26 protein-coding genes are annotated in these 22,814 nt (G+C 39.0%); 21 read left to right on the forward strand and 5 right to left on the reverse strand.

Going from position 1 to position 22,814, the window contains the following annotated elements:
* The first annotated feature begins 102 nt into the window (after positions 1-102).
* Positions 103-1,575 (forward strand): UDP-N-acetylmuramoyl-L-alanyl-D-glutamate--2,6-diaminopimelate ligase, encoded by a 1,473-nt coding sequence (locus GY23_RS01540; RefSeq protein ID WP_075617446.1) that lies wholly within the window; start codon positions 103-105, stop codon positions 1,573-1,575.
* On the opposite strand, the gene GY23_RS01545 is transcribed toward GY23_RS01540, so the two are convergent.
* On the reverse strand, positions 1,543-2,034 hold the full coding sequence (locus GY23_RS01545; RefSeq protein WP_075617447.1) for a PaaI family thioesterase: 492 nt from the start codon (positions 2,032-2,034) through the stop codon (positions 1,543-1,545). The genes GY23_RS01540 and GY23_RS01545 overlap by 33 nt on opposite strands.
* 87 nt (positions 2,035-2,121) lie before the next feature.
* Between GY23_RS01545 and GY23_RS01550 the strand changes: the two genes are divergently transcribed.
* Positions 2,122-2,571 carry a YlbF/YmcA family competence regulator gene (locus GY23_RS01550; protein ID WP_075617448.1) on the forward strand — a complete coding sequence of 150 codons (450 nt, stop codon included), beginning with the start codon at positions 2,122-2,124 and terminating at the stop codon, positions 2,569-2,571.
* Between the two features lie 246 nt (positions 2,572-2,817).
* Here GY23_RS01550 and GY23_RS01555 read toward each other — a convergent pair whose 3' ends face one another.
* Positions 2,818-3,723, reverse strand: a complete 906-nt coding sequence (locus tag GY23_RS01555; RefSeq protein ID WP_075617449.1) for a glycerophosphodiester phosphodiesterase family protein — start codon at positions 3,721-3,723, stop codon at positions 2,818-2,820.
* Between the two features lie 197 nt (positions 3,724-3,920).
* Between GY23_RS01555 and GY23_RS01560 the strand changes: the two genes are divergently transcribed.
* Complete coding sequence (locus GY23_RS01560) at positions 3,921-4,193, forward strand: YlbG family protein (RefSeq protein ID WP_075617450.1); 273 nt, start codon at positions 3,921-3,923, stop codon at positions 4,191-4,193.
* A 1-nt stretch (position 4,194) separates the two neighbouring features.
* Here the strand turns inward: GY23_RS01560 and GY23_RS01565 are convergent, their stop codons facing one another.
* Complete coding sequence (locus GY23_RS01565; protein ID WP_075617451.1) at positions 4,195-4,584, reverse strand: DUF7147 family protein; 390 nt, start codon at positions 4,582-4,584, stop codon at positions 4,195-4,197.
* Between the two features lie 112 nt (positions 4,585-4,696).
* Between GY23_RS01565 and rsmD the strand changes: the two genes are divergently transcribed.
* The 3 genes from rsmD (at position 4,697) to GY23_RS01580 (ending at position 6,218) form a co-directional block, all read left to right on the forward strand.
* The gene (gene rsmD / locus GY23_RS01570; protein ID WP_075617452.1) at positions 4,697-5,266 is read left to right on the forward strand and encodes a 16S rRNA (guanine(966)-N(2))-methyltransferase RsmD; all 570 of its coding nucleotides are present in this window, start codon (positions 4,697-4,699) and stop codon (positions 5,264-5,266) included.
* Complete coding sequence (coaD, locus tag GY23_RS01575) at positions 5,259-5,744, forward strand: pantetheine-phosphate adenylyltransferase (RefSeq protein WP_075617453.1); 486 nt, start codon at positions 5,259-5,261, stop codon at positions 5,742-5,744. Before rsmD ends, coaD begins: the two co-directional genes overlap by 8 nt.
* Positions 5,745-5,921: 177 nt before the next feature.
* A complete protein-coding gene (locus GY23_RS01580) occupies positions 5,922-6,218 on the forward strand; it encodes a hypothetical protein (RefSeq protein ID WP_075617454.1) in 297 nt (98 codons plus the stop codon).
* Positions 6,219-6,653: 435 nt separating this feature from the next.
* Here the strand turns inward: GY23_RS01580 and GY23_RS01585 are convergent, their stop codons facing one another.
* The gene (locus tag GY23_RS01585) at positions 6,654-7,505 is read right to left on the reverse strand and encodes a hypothetical protein (protein ID WP_245827542.1); all 852 of its coding nucleotides are present in this window, start codon (positions 7,503-7,505) and stop codon (positions 6,654-6,656) included.
* Between the two features lie 139 nt (positions 7,506-7,644).
* On the opposite strand from GY23_RS01585, the gene GY23_RS01590 reads away from it, so the two are divergent.
* Positions 7,645-8,697 (forward strand): SepM family pheromone-processing serine protease, encoded by a 1,053-nt coding sequence (locus GY23_RS01590; RefSeq protein ID WP_075617456.1) that lies wholly within the window; start codon positions 7,645-7,647, stop codon positions 8,695-8,697.
* Here the strand turns inward: GY23_RS01590 and GY23_RS01595 are convergent.
* Entirely contained in the window at positions 8,694-9,905 is a 1,212-nt protein-coding gene (locus GY23_RS01595; RefSeq protein WP_075617457.1) for a nucleotidyltransferase, read from the reverse strand. The genes GY23_RS01590 and GY23_RS01595 overlap by 4 nt on opposite strands.
* Positions 9,906-10,029: 124 nt before the next feature.
* Between GY23_RS01595 and GY23_RS01600 the strand changes: the two genes are divergently transcribed.
* The 14 genes from GY23_RS01600 to GY23_RS01665 all read left to right on the forward strand — a co-directional run bounded on the left by GY23_RS01600 (position 10,030) and on the right by GY23_RS01665 (position 22,804).
* Positions 10,030-10,560 carry a YceD family protein gene (locus GY23_RS01600; RefSeq protein WP_075617458.1) on the forward strand — a complete coding sequence of 177 codons (531 nt, stop codon included), beginning with the start codon at positions 10,030-10,032 and terminating at the stop codon, positions 10,558-10,560.
* Between the two features lie 24 nt (positions 10,561-10,584).
* Positions 10,585-10,758, forward strand: coding sequence for a 50S ribosomal protein L32 (gene rpmF / locus GY23_RS01605; RefSeq protein ID WP_075617459.1), 174 nt, complete (start codon positions 10,585-10,587; stop codon positions 10,756-10,758).
* Between the two features lie 172 nt (positions 10,759-10,930).
* On the forward strand, positions 10,931-11,692 hold the full coding sequence (locus tag GY23_RS01610) for an enoyl-CoA hydratase/isomerase family protein (protein WP_075617460.1): 762 nt from the start codon (positions 10,931-10,933) through the stop codon (positions 11,690-11,692).
* 55 nt (positions 11,693-11,747) lie between these two features.
* Positions 11,748-12,131, forward strand: coding sequence for a transcriptional regulator (locus tag GY23_RS01615; RefSeq protein ID WP_075617461.1), 384 nt, complete (start codon positions 11,748-11,750; stop codon positions 12,129-12,131).
* Between the two features lie 250 nt (positions 12,132-12,381).
* A complete protein-coding gene (locus GY23_RS01620) occupies positions 12,382-13,737 on the forward strand; it encodes an acetyl-CoA carboxylase biotin carboxylase subunit (RefSeq protein ID WP_075617462.1) in 1,356 nt (451 codons plus the stop codon).
* 1 nt (position 13,738) lies between these two features.
* Positions 13,739-13,951, forward strand: coding sequence for an acetyl-CoA carboxylase biotin carboxyl carrier protein subunit (locus tag GY23_RS01625; RefSeq protein ID WP_075617463.1), 213 nt, complete (start codon positions 13,739-13,741; stop codon positions 13,949-13,951).
* A gap of 44 nt (positions 13,952-13,995) precedes the next feature.
* Positions 13,996-15,537: an acyl-CoA carboxylase subunit beta gene (locus tag GY23_RS01630; protein ID WP_075617464.1), complete on the forward strand. Its 1,542-nt coding sequence runs from the start codon at positions 13,996-13,998 to the stop codon at positions 15,535-15,537.
* Between the two features lie 67 nt (positions 15,538-15,604).
* Positions 15,605-16,510: a ketopantoate reductase family protein gene (locus GY23_RS01635; protein ID WP_075617465.1), complete on the forward strand. Its 906-nt coding sequence runs from the start codon at positions 15,605-15,607 to the stop codon at positions 16,508-16,510.
* The gene (locus GY23_RS01640) at positions 16,503-16,892 is read left to right on the forward strand and encodes a DUF3397 domain-containing protein (protein ID WP_075617466.1); all 390 of its coding nucleotides are present in this window, start codon (positions 16,503-16,505) and stop codon (positions 16,890-16,892) included. The genes GY23_RS01635 and GY23_RS01640 overlap by 8 nt, the downstream gene beginning before the upstream one ends.
* An 83-nt stretch (positions 16,893-16,975) precedes the next feature.
* Positions 16,976-18,592 carry a bacillithiol biosynthesis cysteine-adding enzyme BshC gene (bshC, locus tag GY23_RS01645; RefSeq protein ID WP_075617467.1) on the forward strand — a complete coding sequence of 539 codons (1,617 nt, stop codon included), beginning with the start codon at positions 16,976-16,978 and terminating at the stop codon, positions 18,590-18,592.
* Positions 18,593-18,796: 204 nt separating this feature from the next.
* A complete protein-coding gene (gene mraZ / locus GY23_RS01650; protein ID WP_075618204.1) occupies positions 18,797-19,228 on the forward strand; it encodes a division/cell wall cluster transcriptional repressor MraZ in 432 nt (143 codons plus the stop codon).
* A gap of 58 nt (positions 19,229-19,286) precedes the next feature.
* Positions 19,287-20,237: a 16S rRNA (cytosine(1402)-N(4))-methyltransferase RsmH gene (gene rsmH / locus GY23_RS01655; RefSeq protein WP_075617468.1), complete on the forward strand. Its 951-nt coding sequence runs from the start codon at positions 19,287-19,289 to the stop codon at positions 20,235-20,237.
* A complete protein-coding gene (gene ftsL, locus GY23_RS01660; RefSeq protein ID WP_075617469.1) occupies positions 20,238-20,606 on the forward strand; it encodes a cell division protein FtsL in 369 nt (122 codons plus the stop codon).
* An 80-nt stretch (positions 20,607-20,686) separates the two neighbouring features.
* Positions 20,687-22,804, forward strand: coding sequence for a penicillin-binding transpeptidase domain-containing protein (locus GY23_RS01665; protein ID WP_483874364.1), 2,118 nt, complete (start codon positions 20,687-20,689; stop codon positions 22,802-22,804).
* The last annotated feature ends 10 nt before the right edge of the window (positions 22,805-22,814 follow it).

The raw sequence follows: 22,814 nt of genomic DNA on the forward strand, positions 1-22,814 counted from the left end.
CTCCTTATAATCATGAGTGACACATTCCCGAAGGATTACATACGATGAACTACCTTGACTGTAATGTATTCGGTCGATTTAATTTTGTGTAGGAGGGTGACAATGGCTTTCGTCATTGCAGATTTAATTAAAGACTGGCCATGTACATGGTTACATGGATCATTTAGTGAACGAATATACGGAGTAAAAGATGATTCGAGGCATGTCCAAGCGGGTGATATTTTTGTTGTAATCAAAGGTAAACAAGAAAATGGAGCCAGTTTTATTAACGAGGCCATACAAAATGGAGCGGTTTGCATTATTACTGAGGATCGTGAAGATTATTATCTAACAGATCATGATGTCTCTTTTGGGATTGTGCCAAATACACGTACTTTCCTATCTCATGCGAGTTCTCGTATCAACGGTGAACCATCCCAAAAATTGCACGTTGTAGCTGTGACTGGGACGAACGGAAAGACAACGGTTAGTCACTTTATTGGTCAAATTCTCACTTTACTGGGGTATCAAACCGCTGTCATTGGAACTTTGGGGCTTTTTATTAATGGGAAGAAAGTGGAGGGGGATTTCCCATCACTTACCACTTGGTCTGCAACTTACTTGCATGAAACATTAGCCCTTCTTTTGAGAAGGGGAATAACGCATGTTATTATTGAAGCGTCTTCAATGGGTTTAGCTCAGCATCGATTGGATAATTGCCACATCCAGCAAGGAGTGTTTTTAAATATTGGTCATGATCATTTAGAAGACCATGAAGGAATAGACGCATATAAACGAGCTAAATGTAAACTTATTACATTGGCGAAAAGAATAGTCGTAAATGAGGATGATCCATTTTGGGTGGAACAAGGCTTACAAAGTAATAAAGAATTGAGATGGTTTGGTAAACAACTTGTGGAGTTAGATGAGATAAAATCTAATTCGATGAAAATAAGAGTTGTGGATGGGGCTAGAAATTATGTTACGGAGGTGCAATTTACAGGAGTTTATAATACATCAAACATAGCAGCTGCTATTGCAACTGTGGTTCAGTTAGGTGTACCGATGTCATCGGTTATACCAATACTTCAACATTTAACATTGCCACTTGGGAGGTTTCAATTTGTATGCAAACAGCCGTTTCAAGTAGTAATTGATTATGCACATACACCGGAAGCCTTGCAGCATCTTTTATCATCGGCAGCACAAATAACAAAAGGAAGGTTACTCGTTGTATTTGGCTGTGGGGGCGATCGAGATCATGCAAAGCGAAGTGAAATGGGAGAAATCGCTGCACTTTATGCACAATATATGTGGGTGACCTCTGATAATCCGCGATCAGAAGATCCGTTAACCATTTGTCAGCAAATTATTAAGGGGTTACCTGAGTCAAAAACAATCCATATTGAAACGGATAGAGCATCTGCGATTGAAAAAGCATTGAACTTTTGCCGACCTGGTGATTTACTTTGCATTGCAGGTAAAGGACATGAATCGACCCAACATATCGGGTCAGACATTTTGCCCTTTTCTGATGAACGAACCGTACTTAACCTATTATCTTCAATGTCGTTTTCTTGGAATAACGAAGAATGACCCAGTTCCAATAGCGATTCTCTTCCCTTGATCGTCCACTACTTCTCCTTCAACCACCATGGTTTGACGTCCTTTATGAGAAAATTTAGCCTGTGCATGTAAATTTCCTACTTTAGCTACTGCTATATAATTGATCGATAGGTTCGTTGTTACAACCGCAAATTCTTCCGATAGTGAATGAGTTGCGAGAGTACCCATTGCTGTGTCGAGTATAACGGCTATAATTCCTCCATGAGGCATGTTTAGTGAATTATGAATTAAAGGTGTGATGGGTATCGAAATCGTATACGTATCTTCAGTTATCATTGCGTCCATGTGTAAACCGGCACTTAAATAAGTAGTATACTCTCCTGAATGCTTCTTTTCGAGACCATCCATCCAGTCCCTAATAATAGATAAATCTTCATCTGAAGAATGTTCAATTAAGTTTTGAAATTGCATATGTAGTTGTTCTTTCATTTTAATTCTCCTAGCTTTTAGCAAATGCATGTATTTTTATTTCTTCAAACAATCTGTTATGATAAGTACAGATTGGGGGAATGTCCGATGATGATGACGTCAGAATGGGCAAACATCATGGATGAAGGCGATAGTTTAACGCAGATGATCTTATCATCCGAACAAGTTGAACGCTTCAAAGAAGCTTATTTTTCTGTCTACACAGACGATTTATTGAGAAGACAAATCGCTTCTTTCTCACAGTTGAAAGAACAGTATGAAGATGTTCAACGCTTTGGTAAGTATCATCCAGACTATCAACATGTGATGAAGTCAATACGTGTACAAAAACGTGCACTTGATTTGAATGACCGTGTAGCAACATTAAAATTAGCTGAAAACGATCTGCAAGATTTATTGGATGAAGTCAGCTTATTATTAGGTAAAACCGTATCTGAATCTGTCAAGGTACCAGTAAGTAATCCATTCTTCGCCGCTGCATCATCTTGTAGCACTGGTAGTTGTGGAACTGGTGGTTCTTGTGGTTGTTCAGCTTAAAATAAATGCGTAAAGTGCCACTCTAGCTTGGCACCACGAAAAGTAGAATTGAACGCAATAGTTCAAGGTCTAATTAATAAAAGGATGTGCGATGAATGTGCACATCCTTTTTCTTTATGGCTTTAATAAAGAATGCTGTTGATATTGAATAATGAAGAAAGAGTGCAATTGCGCCAAGCGCAAATGAACGATAAAGAATTGTGGACTTTCTTAGCTAAGGGCGTAAATACATTTAGCAAAATATTTTTATTCAAGACCCGATAATAAAGAAATTGCTAAATCAGGCCGATCCGTAACAATACCCTTGGCACCTGATCGGAGTAAACGTTCCATCGTCTCAATATCATTGATTGTCCAGTAATGTACTGGCACATTTAAATTAGTGAGGAAGTTAATAAATCCTTCTCCGTCGAGTGGGAAAATACCAGATTTCACTGGAATTTGGAAAACGTCTGCACGTGGGTGATATAAATGCCCAAACTGGCTTGTATATGCAGAATATGCTTTACGTACTTCGTTTTCTCCAGCCCCTAATGCGACCGAATTTTGCGCATATAAATTGAAGCGATCAATTTGCTCATCATAGAAACTGGTGACTACTACACGATTTTGAGCCCCAACTTCTTCTATTAACCGCCATAGCTTAGAAGGGATTAAACTACCTTCATATGTGTCGGGAGAATCTTTCATATCAATATTGATTAGCATTTGGGGGAATTCTGCAAATAACTCCCGAAGGGTAAGTATGACCGCACCCTTACCGCGATATTCATATTCTTGTTGACCATTTATATACTGATATCCAAGATCATAAGTTTTCAATTGGGCTAGCGTCATTTCTGAAACACGTCCAGCAGCATCAGTTGTACGATCCAAGTATTCGTCATGAAAAACGATGATTTCTTCATCCTTTGTTAAGCGAACGTCAATTTCAAATCCATGAACTCCAAGTTCAGCAGATTTTTTGAATGCTGTCATAGAATTTTCTGGGGCAATCAGAGAACCACCACGATGAGCTAAAATAATGGGATGCTCATACTCTAATGCTTCTTTATCTGGTCTTTTTTGAGGTTTTGAGATGACTTTAGAGCCTGCCCAAGCAGCTGCACCAGCAGCGGCAATTGCAATTGCTACCTTTGTTTTTTTCCCCATGTTTAATTCCTCCTCGTGCAACTACTTTCATAATTATAAAGATTAGTATACCAATTATTTAGTGAAGTGCGCTACCTATACTCGGAGTGAGATTTACAGCGTACAATACTTGAATCAAATGAAGCTGTTCGTTTCAAGCGGTTGCGAACGTTTTCTTTCATATGGTATTCTTTTAAGTAAGAAAAGAGGGAACTCGCATGAATGACCGGCAAGGATTAATTATATATGTACATCATTTAAAACAAGCAAAATCGCTGAGAAAGTATGGCCATGTGCAATATATTTCTCGGAAATTAAAGTACGTAGTAATGTATTGCGACCTCGATCAAATTGAAGCGACTTCCTCGAAGTTACAAAAGCTTCCTTTTGTGAAAGACGTAACTCCATCATATCGTCCATTTGTCAAAACTGAATATGAAAATTCTAAACCTGATAAAGCGAAAGAATATGATTATAAAAGTGGCTTATAGGTTAGCTTAAGGGTGGCAAAATATGATGCAATCTAAGTAAACCGATTAAATATTGGTGGTACAAAGCTTGCTCTGCAAAAAATGATGAATGCTTAACTTCAAGACGGTGTGGGGAATAGTTTCTTTCCTGCAGCGTCTTTTCAACTAATTCGATTCTTTTGCTCGTTTTTTCAACCGAGAAGTTTATGCCTTCACGACAAAAGTAAATCGGTGTAAATTTACTTTCGCCTACTGGTTTTAAGATAAGCGCAAGACTCAATTTTTTGACGTCACCAGTTACAGATGTGAAAATACATACATGGTGAAAACGAGATTCATTTGTTTTTAGCAATTCCATCCATTCATAAATATCGCTATAGCCTTCTCCAAGTTCAATAAATCGTTGAATCATATGAGACAAACACATCCTTTCCATAGATATCTTATCATGGGTGAGCCTATGTGGGTATGAAAAGTCAGATTAGGTAATACCAGAACCGTAAAATCGGTCAAGGAGGATCTTCATGAGAGTTATTTCCGGTGCACAAAAAGGTCTCCCTTTAAAAGCAGTTCCAGGAGCGGGAACCAGACCAACAACAGATAAAGTGAAAGAATCAATTTTTAATATGATTGGACCCTATTTTGATGGGGGACTTGCTGTGGATTTATTTGCGGGGAGTGGGGGGCTTGGCATTGAATCGCTCAGTCGTGGCATTGAGACGTGCATTTTTATTGAAAAAGATCCACGTGCCATACAAATTATTCATGAGAATCTAGAAAAATGTAAACTCAAGGAAAAAGCTGAAGTATATAAAGCGGATGCTACTCGAGCAATCAAAGCATTAGAAAAAAGACAAGCCCGTGTAGATTTGTTATTTGTAGACCCTCCTTATCAAAAAGTGGGCTATTATGAATTAATTGAGCATTTTTTTCAAAAAAATTTGCTGACTGATAATGCTATTATCTTATGTGAACATGAAAAAGGCGTCGACCTTCCAAGCAATTACGGACCTTTCAGACTGACTAGAAAAGAAATTTATGGCAGTACAATTATCTCGATTTATCAACAGGAAGAAGGAGAACTCCATGACTAAGATTGCAGTAGTGCCGGGAAGTTTTGATCCCGTCACATTCGGCCATTTGGACATCATAAAACGAGGTGCCTCTGTTTTTGATGAGATTCATGTGGTCGTGTTAAACAATTCATCCAAAAAACCGTTATTTACGGTGGAGGAACGAATGGACTTAATTCGAGAAGTGACTGCCTCATTGCCAAATGTTCGGGTTGATTCGTTTTCAGGATTGCTCGTCGATTATGCGAAAAGTGTGAATGCTCATGCCATCGTGCGAGGGCTACGTGCCGTCTCGGATTTTGAATATGAAATGCAAATTACTTCGATGAACCGTGTGCTTGATGATAAAATTGAAACATTTTTCATCATGACAAACAACCAATACTCCTTCTTGAGTTCAAGCATTGTCAAGGAAGTAGCTAAATATGGTGGAAATATATCCGAACTTGTGCCAAAACAGGTAGAAGCGGCCTTACAATTTAAATTTGCTAAAGAATAATCGCGCGATCCGCGTGATTTTTTAAAAAGATTAGACATCATAAATCCAGGATTACCACGAACCCAGTGTTCAAGGCTTATCCTACCCTAAATAGTGGTCCCTGAAAAAGTTCATCATTATAGGTTAGACCAAGTATTCCCTTTAATACCACTTCTGCGCTTTGTGGGTGCCTCCCGCGTGAAGTCAGGCAACTCCGGCTACCACTTGAAAGGTGCGTACGCTACGGCTACGCTGGTTCTGCCTAAGCATATTGATGACACATCTACTTCAGTACAAAGTATACAAATAAGAAGCGAGCCTTCCTTCGATTTTTTCGAGGAAGGCTCGCTGTTTAGATTGAATAAACTTGTTCAGTGGACTGCTTCGTTTTTAGTGGTGTTTTTATGGGAGAAATTGGGCGGACGGGTAGAATGTGAAAATGAACTGATAGCAGTATCTCGTGAAAAGGGTGAGAATCAAAATGAACGGAAATAAAACAAATAGCTACGCTTATTTAACACTAGCGTAGCGGAAAATAACTCTAATTGACCTCCACACACTTTATTGAGGCCACTTAAACAGTTAACCATAATGGACTGTAATCAGTATTCGCCACAATAAACGCGTCTCGCTTCGGCTATCACTTGAAAGTCGTCTACGCTGGTTAGGCATATTGATTATATTCATTTCAGTACAGTGTCTACAAAAAACAACGCACATGCCTCTTTTATCTATAAACCATGGTGTCGCAGTAGTGCGTCTTAAGCACCATGGAATCCTTTGAATTACAATGTTTAATAATAAAAGACGATTTAAATGTCTTAACAATTTGAACAACCATCTGTTTGGTACCTCGGGCGTTGCCACGAAAAATGGCATATTAAACCTGAGGACCAAATCCTATTCTTTTGTTACCATGGTAATGAAAACTTATAAAAAAAAGTAGCAACTGCCAACGAATAAAAGAAAATGGACTAATCGGTAAATGACATATGGTTTTAAAGAGAGTTTGGCCGATTTTGCTAACACCATGATTTGCATATGTATACTTAATCCGTTAAACGAAAGAATAGCTACAGCAAGAATCGGAAAAAAGGGTTCCATTTGATATAGTTGGTTGGCAATTTCAAGTCCTGCAGTCATCTCAAAAAGAGAAAAAATAAAAATAGTGATGTGATGAGGGATTTCACCAAAAATAAACCCGAGACTTTCTCTGATGACTGTGCTGATAGTCGTAAAAAACACAACAGTTGTTGCAACCAAAAGTAGGATTGAAGCAGTTTGATGAATGCCTTCACTCAATGGCGAATTGACTGTTTTCACTACATTTTCATTCTTTTTAATGGTCGGAAGTGGAACGAATGCATGAAGAAAAAATAAAAAAATGAGATTGATGCTGTGCAAAATCACCATAAGGGTGATTCCTGTTTGGGGAGATAAAAGAAATTGACTACCCACTACGCCTACTACAAACATGGGGCTTGGTGCATGACAAATGCCAAGTAAATGACTTGCGTGTCTCTTTCCAATCATGCCAGACTGCGCAAGAGTCGAAATCGTTGCAGCACCTGTAGGAAATCCGCCGAACGCACCGATCGCATAAATTTTTATACTATTTCCTACATGTGATTGCCATTTATTTCTTTTGTACAGCTCATATAATAACCATTGAGAGACCACTAAATATGGCAATAGATAAGGCAGTAATCTCTTGAAAAAGACTTCGAGTCCAAGTTGGGCCCCTTGGTGAGCAATGCCAGGCAACAAAATAAATAAAGTCATGAGAAACCAACAGATGAATAGATTGGTCTTATGTAGCATGTAGAATTTCCCCGTTTCAACCGTTTTGTCAGATGTAAAGTGAAAGTGCTACACTATGTATATGCAAAAAGACTGCTTGTCATTATGGAGGTAAGAAAACATGCGAAAGAAAAGTACAGTGGGTGTCTTATTAATCGCTATTTTAGTAGTAAGTGCAAGCTTTTATCCTGTAGATGCGTATATCACGAAGCCAGGGGGTGCTTATCCACTTGATCCGCTTGTAAAGGTAGAAGGTGGAGATAAAGACGATGTTGGTTCGATGAGTTTGATGACTATTTCTTTAGTCAAAGCAACCCCATTTACATATGCATGGGCTAAAGTATCAGATGAGCAGGAAATTCTCCAAACAAATCAAGTAAGGAATCCTGATGAGAATGATGAAGAGTACAATGTTCGTCAACTGCATTTAATGTCGCAATCCCAATTTAGTGCCATTCATGTAGCGTATGAAAAAGCAGGTAAGCCCTATGAGATAATATCTAGAGGTGTATTTATATTAAACGTTTTACCAAATGGAGCAGCTGATGGCTTGCTTAAAGCAGGGGATCGGATTTTACAGATTGATCAATTGGAGAATAGTGACCAACAAAGTTTAATCGATTATTTGTCAGAAAAGAAACTTGGTGAAGTTATTACTTTACAAGTTGAGCGGGATGAAAAAATTGAGACAATTGAAGTGGAATTGAAACCAATTCCAACTGATGAGGGTCGCGTAGGTCTAGGAATCACTTTTACAGAAGATAAAGAGATAACAACAACACCTAAAGTGCATATTGGAGCAGAGGACATTGGAGGACCTTCGGCTGGGCTAATGTTTACTTTGGAAATCTTAAATCAACTAATGGATGAAGATTTAACAAAAGGCTATAATGTGGCTGGAACAGGTACTATGCAGAGCAGTGGTGAAGTAGGTCGAATTGGTGGAATTGATTTAAAAGTGATTGCGGCAGATGATGAGGGCATTGAAATATTCTTTGCACCGGACGATGTCTTGCCTGAAAGCGTTATGAAAGCTAATCCTACTCTACGCTCTAATTATGAAGATGCGAAAAAACAGGCAGAAAAAATAGGCACGAAAATGAAAATCGTGCCCGTCAAAACAATTGATGACGCTCTTGCGTACTTAGATAAGCTTGAGCCGAAAAAGCATTAAATGATAATTGGAGGTTTCTGATAATCTAGTCCAATTTGTTGTTCATTTTCAAGATGTTTCAGACCTAAATGATATAAATCCGTTGCACGGATATCCAATTCCAATAATGAGTCTTTTGTTGCTGCAACTCGACTGACGAGCGGCAACGAAAGACTTTTTTTCTTTTCGTTAAGATATTTTTGACCATTGTGTGTCATGCCCAGTATTCTCAAATAAGTTGGGGTTGGATGTGCATGTAACTCCTCCCAGGTGAATCCAGTATAGATATGTGTGAGCATTCGCTGAATACGTGTCCATGTGTAGCGCTTTGATTTCACTAGTGACATAAACTTCTCGAATGTCTCACTTTTTTTTGCTGCATCGAGAATTAGATGCTCGATTCCTTCAGTTACCTCTGTATATGACGCTAGTTCTTTTAAAGACGAGCGAATGATGGTAAATCGCACGAGAGGCCAAAAGTGTTGCCAACTGCCAAATACACCTACCGACTCTCTCCATTGGAATAAATGTTCCAAAGAAGTTTTAGGCATAAAGTTTGTCATTGCTTCAATTGAGCCATGATCAAATATAGCTTTGCGTATTCCTGTTGCACTAGCAATCGATTGGTTTTGATCTACATCATCATGAAAATCTGCGATTATACGTTGGATTGTAATAGGCGAAATACGGGCATTCATTCGATAAGCGGCTTCCACATAGTGATAGCCAAGAATATTATTTGGTTTAGATAAGTCGACTACATCGACATTAGCGTTTTTCGTTATCGAATCATACGCTTCATTCATTGCTTTTGGATAACTATATCCAAGTTTCATGTATTGTTTAATACGATTTTGGTAAGTCTCTTGATGTGTGCTGATTAGTTTATAGGTATTTGTAAAAGGTTCTATTGATCCTTCTTCACTACCGAAACATAAATTATCACATCCCATGGCTTCTAAAATCGTTACAGAGCCTCGTGCAAAGTCGCTCGCTTGTGCCGTTGCAAACACATAAGGGAGTTCAATGACAAGGTCTACGCCAGCTTTTAATGCCATTTCAGCTCGCGTCCATTTGTCGACAAGTGCAGGCTCGCCTCTTTGCAAAAAGTTTCCGCTCATTACAGCGATTATGACATCTGCGTCTGTTATCTTTCGAGATTCTCTGATATGATAGAAGTGTCCGTTATGAAACGGATTATGTTCAACGATTACGCCAGTTGCTTTCAAGATTGTGACCCCCTTATCTATATAGTAGATTATACGGGTCAAAAAAAGGAGTGACAAGAAATTATCTTGACATCTAATTTCCTGCATTATATAATCAACTTTGTTGTCTTGAGGTGATAAACGAATGAAATGGGCAATTCATCAACTATCTAAATATCGCCATGACGGGATGCCAATTGATGAAACGATTCAACTGGATGAAGTGATGAAACGTAACCCGGACATCCGGAAAATTTCACCCGTTCATGTAAAAGGGCACTGCACTTTTGGTGCAGCGCAAATGACTTGTCATTTTCAACTTACAGGCACCCTGACTTTACCATGTGCACGCACTTGGGAAGATGTTGAGTATCCGTTTGATATTCAAACAGATGAGATTTTTAGTTGGTCAGAAGCACAAAAGGATTTCGACGATGAAGTTCATCAAGTAGAAGGCGATGTTATAAATGTCGACCCTGTATTTGAAGAATTGATCTTAGTTGAAATTCCGTTACAAGTGTATGCGGAAGATGCTGAGCATCAACCAATTGCTGGCGGTAAAAACTGGTCTTACTTAACAGATGAGGAATTGCTTGCTAAAGTAGAAAATGAACCTAAAAAATTGGATCCTAGACTTGCTGATTTAGCTAAGTATTTTGATCAAACAGACGAATAAACGATCTGTAAGGAGGTGCCACCAATGGCTGTACCGTTTAGAAAGACTTCTAAAACAGTAAAAAGAAAACGTCGTACGCATTTCAAATTATCTCTACCAGGAATGGTAGCTTGCCCAAATTGTGGAGAATCGAAATTGGCTCACCACATTTGTAAATCATGCGGACAATACAAAGGGAAAGAAGTATTGAGCAAATAATTCAGTATTTGTTCATATAAGACTACCAGAGAGACCATGGCTCTCGGGTGGTCTTTTTCTCTATTTACTCTCAAATCTCGTTACTGACACCCTTTGTTCGAAAAACATAGTCGATCCCATTAGGAGATGGCAAGTAGTTTCTACTCTTTTCTATTCAAGGAGGAAAAGTCACATGACATATAGCATTAAGCGTGAGGAAAATATAATCCGCTTCACAATAAAACGTCCTGAAATTCGCAACGCAATTAATCACGAAGTCATTGAGGGACTGGAACAACTTGTTTTAGATGTACATAAAGATTCAACCATACAATTTGTAGTCATCACGGGTGAGGGAAATGATGCGTTTTGTTCGGGGGGAGATTTATCGGTTTTTCATGGACTCCAAACAGCACAAGAATCTTTTCTTATGCTTAATCGAATGGCAGAAGTCTTATATAACATAGCAACTCTGCCAGTGCCTGTAATTGCTCTTGTCAATGGACATGCTGTTGGAGGAGGCTGCGAGATTGCGACAGCCTGTGACTTCCGCATTGTAGCCACACACGCAAAGTGTGGCTTTATTCAAGGGTCATTAGCTATAACAAGTGGTTGGGGTGGCGGAACCTATTTGTTTGAAAAACTTGCAAGACAAGACCTAGCCTTGCAAATGTTATGTGAAGCAAAACCTTTCAACGCTACTACCTTACAAGAAAATGGGTGGGCGACCCAAATATATGAAGGTAACACAGAGCAAGCCTTACAATCGTTCTTAGCAAATATGAAACAAGTAGAATCTACCGTTCATCGAGCATATAAACAAATGCTCATACGCAAATGGACTGCGCAAAAACTACTAGACCAAATAAAAGAAGAAGTTAAAACATGTTCGGTTTTGTGGGAAGCTGACGTACATCATGCAGCAGTTCAAAAATTCTTATCAAAAGGAAAATAGCTTCTATTCATTTATCTCGTGCATATAATAGAAAAAAACGCGAGGTGAAAACGATATGGCTGAAGTGAAAAGAAAAGATCAATGGACGGCTGAAGATGACCATAAATTAGCATCAACCGTGTTGGAAATTGTGAAAAACGGCGGTACTCAAATTTATGCCTTTGAAGTAGCTGCAGAAAAACTGTCTCGTACCAAACAGGCTTGTGGATTTAGATGGAACAAGACATTGAGACATACCTATGGACAAGACTTGAATCAAGCGAAACAAAAATATCAGCACCCTATGCATACACATTTAAAACAAGCAATGTCAAGTTATGATGAATTATTGGAAGCGCATGATAAATTACAGAGAGAGCATGCTGAATTAAAAACATTTGTTCAACAAATCCAGCGTGTCTGTTTATCTAGTCCATTTACTCAACAAATACAAAAATAACATTCGATTCCAAAGGCTGCTTCTTAAGAGATTCTATCTCAAAAGAGACAGTCTATTTTTGTGTAGAGCAAAAATTGACCATGGATATCTGTTTATGAAAAGACTTGATTCTTCAATTGTTAAAGCAATTCATTTCTAAGTTTTGAGTAAAGTTTGAATATTTCTTAATCTATGCTTGAAATCGTTTTCAATCTTCGTATAGACTAAGGTAGATGGGGTTACATGTTCTAACAACTTAGGGGGACTTCATATGAAAAAAGTGTTAATCGCAAACAGAGGAGAAATCGCACGTCGGATTATCGAAACATGCAAAAAGTTACATATTGAAACAGTAGCGATTTATGCAGAAGCAGATGCAGATTTACCTTATGTGAAAGAAGCTGATACAGCTTTTTTAATTGGTCCTAGCCAAGTGCAACAATCGTACTTGAAAGCGGATGATATTTTGGCATTAGCTAAGCGTGAAGGGGTTGACGCGATTCATCCGGGCTACGGTTTACTTTCAGAGAATGCAAGTTTTGCACGCAAAGTAGAAGAATCGGGAATGATCTTTATCGGTCCGAATCCTGAAACGATAGACAAAATGGGCGATAAAATAGGTTCACGTCAAACCATGATAGCGGCAGGGGTACCTGTAGTACCGGGTACTGAAGAAGGCGTACATACATTAGAGGCAGCTGTTGAAGAAGCTATGCGAATTGGCTATCCCATTATGTTAAAAGCAAGCAGCGGTGGTGGCGGGATTGGAATGGTGCGCTGTGAAGATGAGCAAACGCTCAGTCAGAATTTCATGTCGGTCAAACAAAGGGCAAAAGCCTATTTTGGGGATGATGTCGTATTTTTAGAAAAGTATATTGCTGATGGTCGACATATTGAAGTCCAAATCTTTGGTGATACGCATGGAAATATCGTGCATCTGTTTGAACGGAATTGTTCCGTACAACGTCGCAACCAAAAAGTGATTGAGGAATCACCTTCACCAGACTTCCCTCAAGAAGCACGTGAACGTTTGCTGAAAGCTGCAGTTGATGCAGCCAAAGCAGTCAATTATCGTAATGCTGGAACGGTGGAGTTTATTGTGGATGAGAACAACCAGTTCTATTTCCTAGAGATGAATACCCGGCTTCAAGTCGAGCATCCAGTGACGGAAGAAGTTACTGGATTTGATTTAGTAGAATGGCAACTTGAAGTGGCAAAAGGGAATTCACTCCCAATCACAAATCAACATGAAATACAGTCAACTGGACATGCGATGGAATTCCGCATTTATGCAGAGGATCCAAAAACCTTTTTCCCTTCACCAGGGACCATTAAAACGTTGCAATGGGGTTCTATGGATCATGTTCGAATTGATTCGGGTTATGAAGAAGGAAACGCGGTTACTCCTTTCTATGATCCCATGATTGCAAAAGTGATCATTAAATCGGACTCCAGACAACAGGTAATTGCACATGCACAAAATTTCTTTGCATCTGTTACGATTGAAGGGGTTAAAACGAATGTCCCGCTATTCCGGGAATTTTTAGGAGCACAAGCATTCCAAGATGGATCGTATACAACAGCGGTATTACCGCAATGGCTTGAACAACAAAAGGAGGAAAAATGAGATGAAACAACTATTATCAACTATGGCAGGAACGGTATTTACGATTGGAGTAAGCGAAGGCGATGAAGTAACAGCAGGACAAACAGTATTGGTCTTGGAATCTATGAAAATGGAAATTCCGATTGAAGCTGAAACTGCTGGAAAAGTAGCAACGATCAATGCTCGAATTGGAGATTTTGTAAACGAAGGCGATGTACTGCTTACATTTGAATAAGTAACAATTAAGCATTGGGGATTGTGATACAAGGGGGATTTAACATGACGGAGAAAACAGCTTATAATGAACGTTTAGAACAGAAATTGACGACGATTTTTGCAGGTGGCCATTCAAAATATCACGAAAAAATGAAAGAGCAAAATAAACTTTTTGTACGTGATCGTTTAGCATTGCTTTTTGATGATGGTGTGTATTTAGAGGATGGACGTTTTGCAAATTCTGAAGCGGGCGATTTACCAGCGGATGGTGTTGTTACAGCCACTGGTAAAGTGGGTGGTCAACAAGTTTGTGTTATGGCAAATGATTCAACTGTCAAAGCAGGATCATGGGGCTCACGAACAGTTGAAAAAATTATTCGTATTCAAGAAATTGCAGAAAAAACGCGTGTCCCTATGCTTTATTTAGTCGATTCTGCAGGTGCTCGAATTACCGATCAATTAGATATGTTCCCTAATCGTCGTGGGGCAGGAAGAATATTCCACAATCAAGTTAGAATGTCTGGATTCGTTCCTCAAGTATGCCTGTTATTCGGTCCGTCAGCTGCAGGGGGGGCGTATATTCCAGCATTTTGCGATATCGTAATCATGGTTGAAGGAAACGCATCTATGTACTTAGGTTCACCACGTATGGCTGAAAAAGTTATTGGTGAGAAAGTAACGCTGGAAGAAATGGGCGGTGCACGTATGCACTGTACAGTAAGTGGATGTGGAGATGTTCTGGTAACTAGTGAACAAGAAGCAATTGCTGAAGTACAACGCTATTTGGCTTACTTCCCAGCTAACTTTACCGAAATGCCGAAAGTAGTAGAGCTGAAAGCCGTAAAAGAAGGGCGCTCTTTAGAAGCCATTATTCCGGAAAATCAAAATGCTCCGTTTGATATGTATGAAGCAATTGATCAGTTAATAGACGAAGGTTCATTATTTGATATCAAAAAATTGTTTGCAACTGAAATCATAACAGGTCTTGCGCGTATTGAAGGACAAGCGGTAGGAATTATCGCAAACCAACCAAAATCTAAAGGTGGCGTATTGTTCGGGGATTCCGCGGATAAAGCTGCGAAATTTATTAATTTATGTGATGCCTTTGGTATTCCATTATTATTCCTAGCCGACGTTCCAGGATTTATGATTGGTACGAAAGTCGAACGTGCGGGCATAATCCGTCATGGAGCGAAATTAATCATGGCGATGAGCTCAGCTACAGTACCAAAAATTTCGGTTATCGTACGTAAAGCGTATGGTGCAGGCTTATATGCAATGGCAGGTCCAGCGTTCGAGCCGGATGTCTGTATCGCTTTACCAACTGCCCAGATTGCTGTAATGGGACCGGAAGCTGCCGTCAATGCGGTATTAGCAAATAAAATAGAATCGATTGAAGATCCAAAAGAACGATTGAAATTTGTTCAAGAAAAACATCAGGAATATAAAGAACAAATTGACCTTTATAAACTCGCTTCGGAAATGATTATAGATGAGATTGTCGCACCAAGTGATCTACGAGAAGTGCTTGCGATGAGATTCAGTGCCTATAGCACGAAACATATTCCACAGCCACCTCGTAAACACCCAGTTTATCCAGTATAATCATAAAAAGATTAAAGGTCTGCCGATCCTTGGTAGGCCTTTTAGAATATTAGGAGTTGAATGTGCAATGAAAGTGGTTATTGTTGGGGCTGGGGCGATTGGCTTACTGATTGGTTCTTATTTGGGTCAGCAAAAGCATGAAATTACATATGTAACACGAACAATAGAACAAGCACAAAAACTAAAGAAATGTGGGATAACGCGCATTCATCCAAATGAAGAAATGATGAATGTTCACGTCGAAGCAACTGCAGTGTTTAGTGAAGCTCCAACGGATGCACTATGGATTTTGGCAGTAAAAGTTCACCATTTAGAGGAACTTGAAATAGATTTACGATCTCTCCCAATATCTACACCGCTACTATTTATTCAAAATGGCCTTTCACATCTTCAATTGTTGGAACGGTTGAAACAAAAAAAGATATACATAGCTACAATTGAACATGGTGCCATGAGAAAAGATGACTCCACTGTTCTTCACACCGGCCTAGGACTGACGAAGGTTGCGCCATATAAAAAAGGGAAGCTTACTAAACTACAAGTGTCTACCTTTCAATCACCTTCTTTCAAGATAGAGGTTATGGAAGATGCATATGCCATTACTTTGCGTAAAGCGGTGCTCAACGCGTGCATCAATCCAATCACTGCTATTTTGCATATAAAAAATGGGGAACTGATAACGAACATACAAGCTAATCATCTGATGAAATCTACATTTGAAGAACTTGAGCGTGCATTTCCAGAAATAAATCAAAGCCTGTCATTCGAAGATGTGCTCGCATTGTGTGAAAAAACAGCTTCAAATGATTCTTCCATGTTGCAAGATATACAAAATCACCGCAAAACAGAAATTGAACCAATTGTTGGTGCACTAATAAGTCTTGCTGAAGCTAGAAACAAAGAGCTTCCGCTTTTAACTTTGTTGTTTCATTTTGTTTTAGCATTAGAAATAAAAGGTGATTCTAGTGAATAATATCTTGCAAACAATTATCAGTTTCCTACTTGTATTTCCAATAGTCATTTTCATCATTGTTTTTCTAGTTTCGGTAAAGATCAGCCATAAAAAGGTCCGTTCCTTTGGAATTGCTGCAGATATCACAACTATCCTTCTATTTTTCGCGGTTCCAATAGCCATTCAGTCATTATTTCATATACAGACAACAGGAATTATTGTAGGCATTGCATTAGTTACGAGTGTAATATTAACGATTATTGAGTGGAAAACCAAAACGGAAATTGAATTGGTTCCACTACTTCGGAAAATCTGGAGATTCCTGTTCCTCGTTCTCAGTGTTACTTACTTTATCGTATGGTGTATAGGTCTTGTCTTTAAAGTACTGGAATACATAAATTAATCAATATGAAGTCGTTTGTTTTACCTATAGTACGTTCAAATGCTATACTCGATTTGTATTTACACGCTAAAGGGGTTACCACGATGAAATTCGAACAAATTGATCAACCAAATAGCAGCTCATTTTTAACAGATTTTCATGCACAAAAGGAAGAGCTTTCAACTTATTTTCATTACTTGCCAGGGGAAGAGTCTTTTCAAAATCGTGCTGCTAGCTTGAAGTCTCATCCTGTAAGAAGACAGCAACTGACGAAGGTGATTCGGGATTACATGTCAACTCTCCCGCATAGTGATCAAGTTGAGTTGCATTTGAGTGAGTTAGAGGAAGATGCGCTTGTTGTCATCGGTGGGCAGCAGGCGGGATTATTAACAGGTCCTCTTTATTCCATACATAAAGCGATATCGATTATTCTACTAGCTAAGCAACAACGACAAGTTCTAGGAATTCCGGTTGTGCCAGTTTTTTGGATTGCCGGAGAGGATCATGACTTGGATGAAATAAATTCAACTTATACAACAAAACAAGGACGACTGCAAAAACATACGTTCAATGATCGACCAAATCGCAAACAAATGGCATCACAAACAACTGTAGAAACCGAAAAACTGCAGTCATTTATTCGAGATGTTTTCAGACAGTTTACCGAAACCACGTATACGAAGGAACTTCTATACAAATGTTTAAGCCAAGCTGAACAAGTCTCAACATATAGTGAGTTTTTTGCAGAATTGATGCATGACTTTTTTGCGAAAGAAGGTTTATTGTTAATCGATGCGGCATATCAGCCTCTTCGTCAATACGAATCACCGTATTTTGTGCAAATGATTGAGCATGCACAAAAAATAGCTTCACTTGTGGTAGAGCAAGAGAATCGTTTTCAAAAAGCGGGATATGGTCAACCGATTCAAGCTTCAATAGACAATGCTAACTTATTTTTTGTAGTAAATGGAGAACGGCATTTATTGAGGTTCAAAGCTGGATTGTTTTCGAATGAAACGGCAGGTATTCAATTTTCACTTCAGGAATTACTTGATATAGCCAAAAATCATCCAGAACGATTGAGTAATAATGTGGTTACACGTCCACTCATGCAGGAAATGGTGTTTCCGGTATTGGCATTTATTGGAGGGCCTGGGGAATTGGCATACTGGGCAGCATTCAAGACAATGTTTGAACATTTTGATATGGAACTACCTGTCATGGTACCAAGATTATCCATGACACTAGTTGATCGAAAGTCGAAACAATATCTGGATGATTTAGAAGTATCCATTGCCAGTGTCTTTAGTGGAGATTTACAAGCACATAAACAAGCATTTATAGATAGCATTAAGGACGAAGTGGCCGATGAAATGATTGTGGAAATCCAACAAACTCTTATAAATCAATATGCTAACTTAGCCGAACACTTATCTGCCTTAGGACCTGTGCTAAGTCAATTAACAGAAAAAAATGTGCAATTTCATGAAAAGCAGTTTACTTATTTGCGACGTAAAATAGAAGATACCAATTTATTGAGACACGATGTAAAAATGAGGAAGTATAATCACATTGAAGGAATGTTATTTCCAGAGTATACGTTACAAGAAAGATGGTTTAGTCCGTATGTGTTTTTAAATGAAGTTGGGCCATCATTTATTGATGAACTATTATCTCATCCATTCGAATTTAATGGGAAACACCAAATTATTACCTACTAACCATAAACAAACTCTTGTCATAATCTTACTAAGCCTGTCTCATGTACTTGTGAGACGGCTTTTTTCTATGGGGGAAAAGGCTCTAATTGTGTTTCAACAAGTACTTTTTGCACATTTTTTGACGTATGGTAAGAATTTTTCAATTATTGGTGGAGGAAAGTGGGGGGATGTGGTACATTAATGACAATAAGTGGGGTGAGCAGCATGTTCATGGGAGAATATCAACATAGTGTTGATGCGAAAGGTCGACTCATCATTCCGGCAAAATTTCGCGAGCATCTTGAAGAGACATTTGTTCTTACACGTGGTCTTGATAACTGCTTATTCGGCTATCCTATGGATGAATGGCGCAAACTCGAAGAAAAGTTAAAAGCTTTACCAGTGACAAAAAAAGATGCTCGTGCATTTACGCGATTCTTCTTTTCTGGTGCGACTGAAGTTGAAATTGACAAACAAGGTCGAATTAACATCCCAAGTACATTGCTTACTCATGCGAACGTGGAGAAAGAATGTATTGTACTCGGTGTTTCAAACCGCTTCGAAATATGGGCGAAAGATTCTTGGACATCTTACTTTGAAGAATCAGAAGACTCATTCAATGACTTAGCAGAAAATATGATTGGCTTTGACATCTAGATCTTGGGTAAGACAGACAAACCACAAAAATCGGAATTTAAACTAGGAGGACGCTTCGTTGTTCAACCATACTACAGTATTGCTCCAAGAAACCGTTGACGGATTGAACATTCGTCCAGATGGAATATATGTTGACTGCACACTAGGTGGAGCAGGTCACAGTGAATATTTAGTTCAACAATTAAACGATCAAGGGAGATTGATTTGCTTTGATCAAGATACAACCGCGTTGGATAATGCCAAAATCCGCTTAGCAGACCATCTTCATAAAGTGATATTTGTCCACGCGAATTTCCGTTATATCAAAGAAAAATTACTGGAACTCGGGATTGAAAAAGTAGACGGCATCCTTTACGACCTAGGGGTTTCTTCACCTCAACTTGATACGCCAGAGCGTGGCTTTAGTTACAACCACGATGCGCCACTGGATATGCGAATGGACATGACCGCACCACTTTCAGCTTACCATGTTGTTAATGAGTGGGAATTCAATGATTTGGTCCGTATTTTCTATCGATATGGCGAAGAAAAGTTCTCGAAACAAATCGCACGAAAAATTGAAGAAGCGAGAAAGCATGCACCTATCGAAACAACGGGGCAACTCGTCGAATTGATAAAAGATGGAATTCCTGCACCTGCAAGAAGAAAAGGTGGACATCCCGCCAAACGTGTATTTCAAGCAATTCGAATCGCAGTGAATGATGAGCTAGGTGCGGCCGAACAATCACTTCAAGATGCAATTGATTTACTTGCTGTTAATGGTCGAATCAGTGTGATTACGTTCCATTCACTTGAAGATCGGATTACGAAGACGATCTTTAAAGAGGCAGCTTCTTACCCTGAATTACCACCGAACTTACCAGTCATTCCTGAAGGCATGGAGCCGCATTTGAAGTTGGTAACACGAAAGCCGATATTACCAAGTGAAGAGGAATTGGAGCATAATAATCGCTCTCGTTCAGCGAAACTCAGAATCGCAGAAAAAATAAAGGATAAGGGAAGTGTTTAAATGGCAATGCACGCTAGAACTCAAACAACGTACATAAAGCAGCCTGTCGTTAACCCACAGCCAGCTGTCCAACCGGCTATTCGGCCGAACCGAAAAATTTTCACAAAAGGGGAAAAAGTATTGCTCGTACTATTTGTGTCTGTTTTCACCCTTTTTAGTGTAATTATTTTACAAACACAATCAAGCATTCATGCCTCTACTCAAGACATACAAGCAATTGAAAATAAAATTGAAGAAACAAAGAAACAAAATACAGATTTGTCCATTCAAGTAAGCGAACTCTCAGAGTATGAACGAGTTTGGGAAAAAGCTAAATCGCTAGGCTTGAAACTGAACGAGAAAAATGTGAAGGTCGTACCGGGACAATGAAGAAAAAATTTCGATTTCAATGGGGAGCCTTTCTGATGTTTTTTTTCTACGGAGGGCTCTTTTTTCTATTGTTGATACGGATGATTACAATCCAAGCCACTGGTGAAGCTGAAGGACAAGCACTGGCCGCAAAAGCAGCTGCAAAATACGAAAGAGAAAAAATAATAAATGCTAGTCGAGGGAAGATCTTAGATCAGCATGGTGACGTAATTGCTGAAGATACATTAAGTTATCGGTTAGTAGCTGTATTAAGCCCGAAGGCAACAGCAGATGCAAAAAATCCTAAACATGTAAATGATGTAGAAAAAACAGCAAGCGTTCTTGCGGAATATTTGCCATTATCCAAAGAAGAAATAGTAAAACGCTTGTCTAAAGAAGGCGTTTATCAAGTAGAATTTGGTTCTGCGGGTCGGGACATAAGTCATGAAATGATGACGAAAATTTCTGAGGAAAAATTGCCGGGAATAGATTTTCTCAAAGATTTGAAAAGATTTTATCCCGGTGGTACATTTGCCTCGCATTTAATCGGTTACGCTGAACGGAAAGAATTGGAAGATGGAAAAACCACCACAGTTGGTATGATGGGACTTGAATCGATTTATAATGAACAACTGACGGGTAAAAATGGCAAAGTTCAATATGAAAGCGATTTATGGGGGTATTTATTACCAAATTCAAAAGAAATGGTGACACCGGCACAAGATGGATACAACATCCATACGACACTAGATCGGTCGGTTCAAAACTTCCTTGAAGATGCAATGAGTCGTGTAGAAAAGGAATATGAACCCGAAAAGATGGTAGCAATCGTTGCCGATCCTAAAACTGGCAAAATCCTTGCCATGTCACAACGGCCTACTTTCGATCCGGAAACCCGAGAAGGACTTAATACGAATTGGTTGAATGATACGATTGAAAATACGATCGAACCTGGATCCACGATGAAGATGTTTACAGTTGCGGCGGCGGTTGAAGAAGGAAAATGGAGTCCGAATGATTATTATCAATCTGGACGATATACACTTTTTGGAGATAGCATTAGTGATCACAACACAGTCGGTTGGGGTTCTATTACGTACTTGGAAGGTTTTCAACGATCTTCCAACGTGGCAATGGCTTATTTACTGGAACGTTTAGGTGATAAAACATTTATAGAGTATGTTAAAAAATTTGGTTTTGGAGAGCAAACGGGGATTGATTTACCACATGAAGCATCTGGGAAAATCATCGATAAATACCCAGCAAACCGTTTGACCACAACGTATGGTCAAGGATCAACAGTTACCCCTATGCAACTAATTCAAGGAGTAACAGCAATTGCAAACGATGGCGTCATGATGAGACCATTTGTAATTGATCAGGTGGTGAATCCTTTAACGAATGAAGTAGTCAGTAATCATAAACCTGCTGAAGCAGGAAAACCAATCTCAGCTGATACAGCTAAGCAAGTTCGTGAGTTGTTAGCGTCAACTGTCACTTCCGAAAAAGGAACTGCAAAGCGTTTTAAATTAACTGATTATACCGTAGCGGGAAAAACAGGGACTGCTGAAATTTCAAAACCTGAAGGTGGATACTACAAAGGATACAATAATTTCCTTTATTCTTTCCTTGGAATGGCACCTGCTGAAGATCCAAAACTTGTGGTGTATATTGCCGTAAGTAAACCGAAACTTGAAGCGGGTGAAGTAGGTTCAATGCCTGTATCTGAAATTTTTAAATCTGTAACAGAAAACAGTCTAAAATACATGAATATTAAGTCTGAAGACATGAAATCGATACCGGCATTCTCTATTCCTGATTATGAGGGTCAAGATGTGGCTGTTGCTCAAAGCCAAATAATTAAACAAAAAATGAAGCCCATTATTATTGGGGAAAGTGGGAAAGTACAAGAACACTTCCCAACAGGTGAAACTGACATCCTTCAAGGAAGTTTAGTGTTCTTAAAAACGGATGGACCTATTACCGTCCCGGATTTTTCTAATTGGTCCAAACGAAATGTGTTAGTGTACCAGATGTTATCTGGTCTAAATATCCAAGTAGTTGGTGAAGGCTATGTAATTAGTCAAAGTGTGACTAAAGGAACCGTCACAAATGACCAAACACCAATTGTCATTAAATTAGAAACACCCGAAGAAACCAACACTAAAGTTGTGCCACCACCGAATGTAGAAGGAGAAGAAACACTTCCGCAAGATTAATCATTGAATA

The sequence above is a fragment of the Paenisporosarcina indica genome, from assembly GCF_001939075.1.
In the GTDB taxonomy this organism is placed as follows: Bacteria; Bacillota; Bacilli; order Bacillales_A; family Planococcaceae; genus Paenisporosarcina; species Paenisporosarcina indica.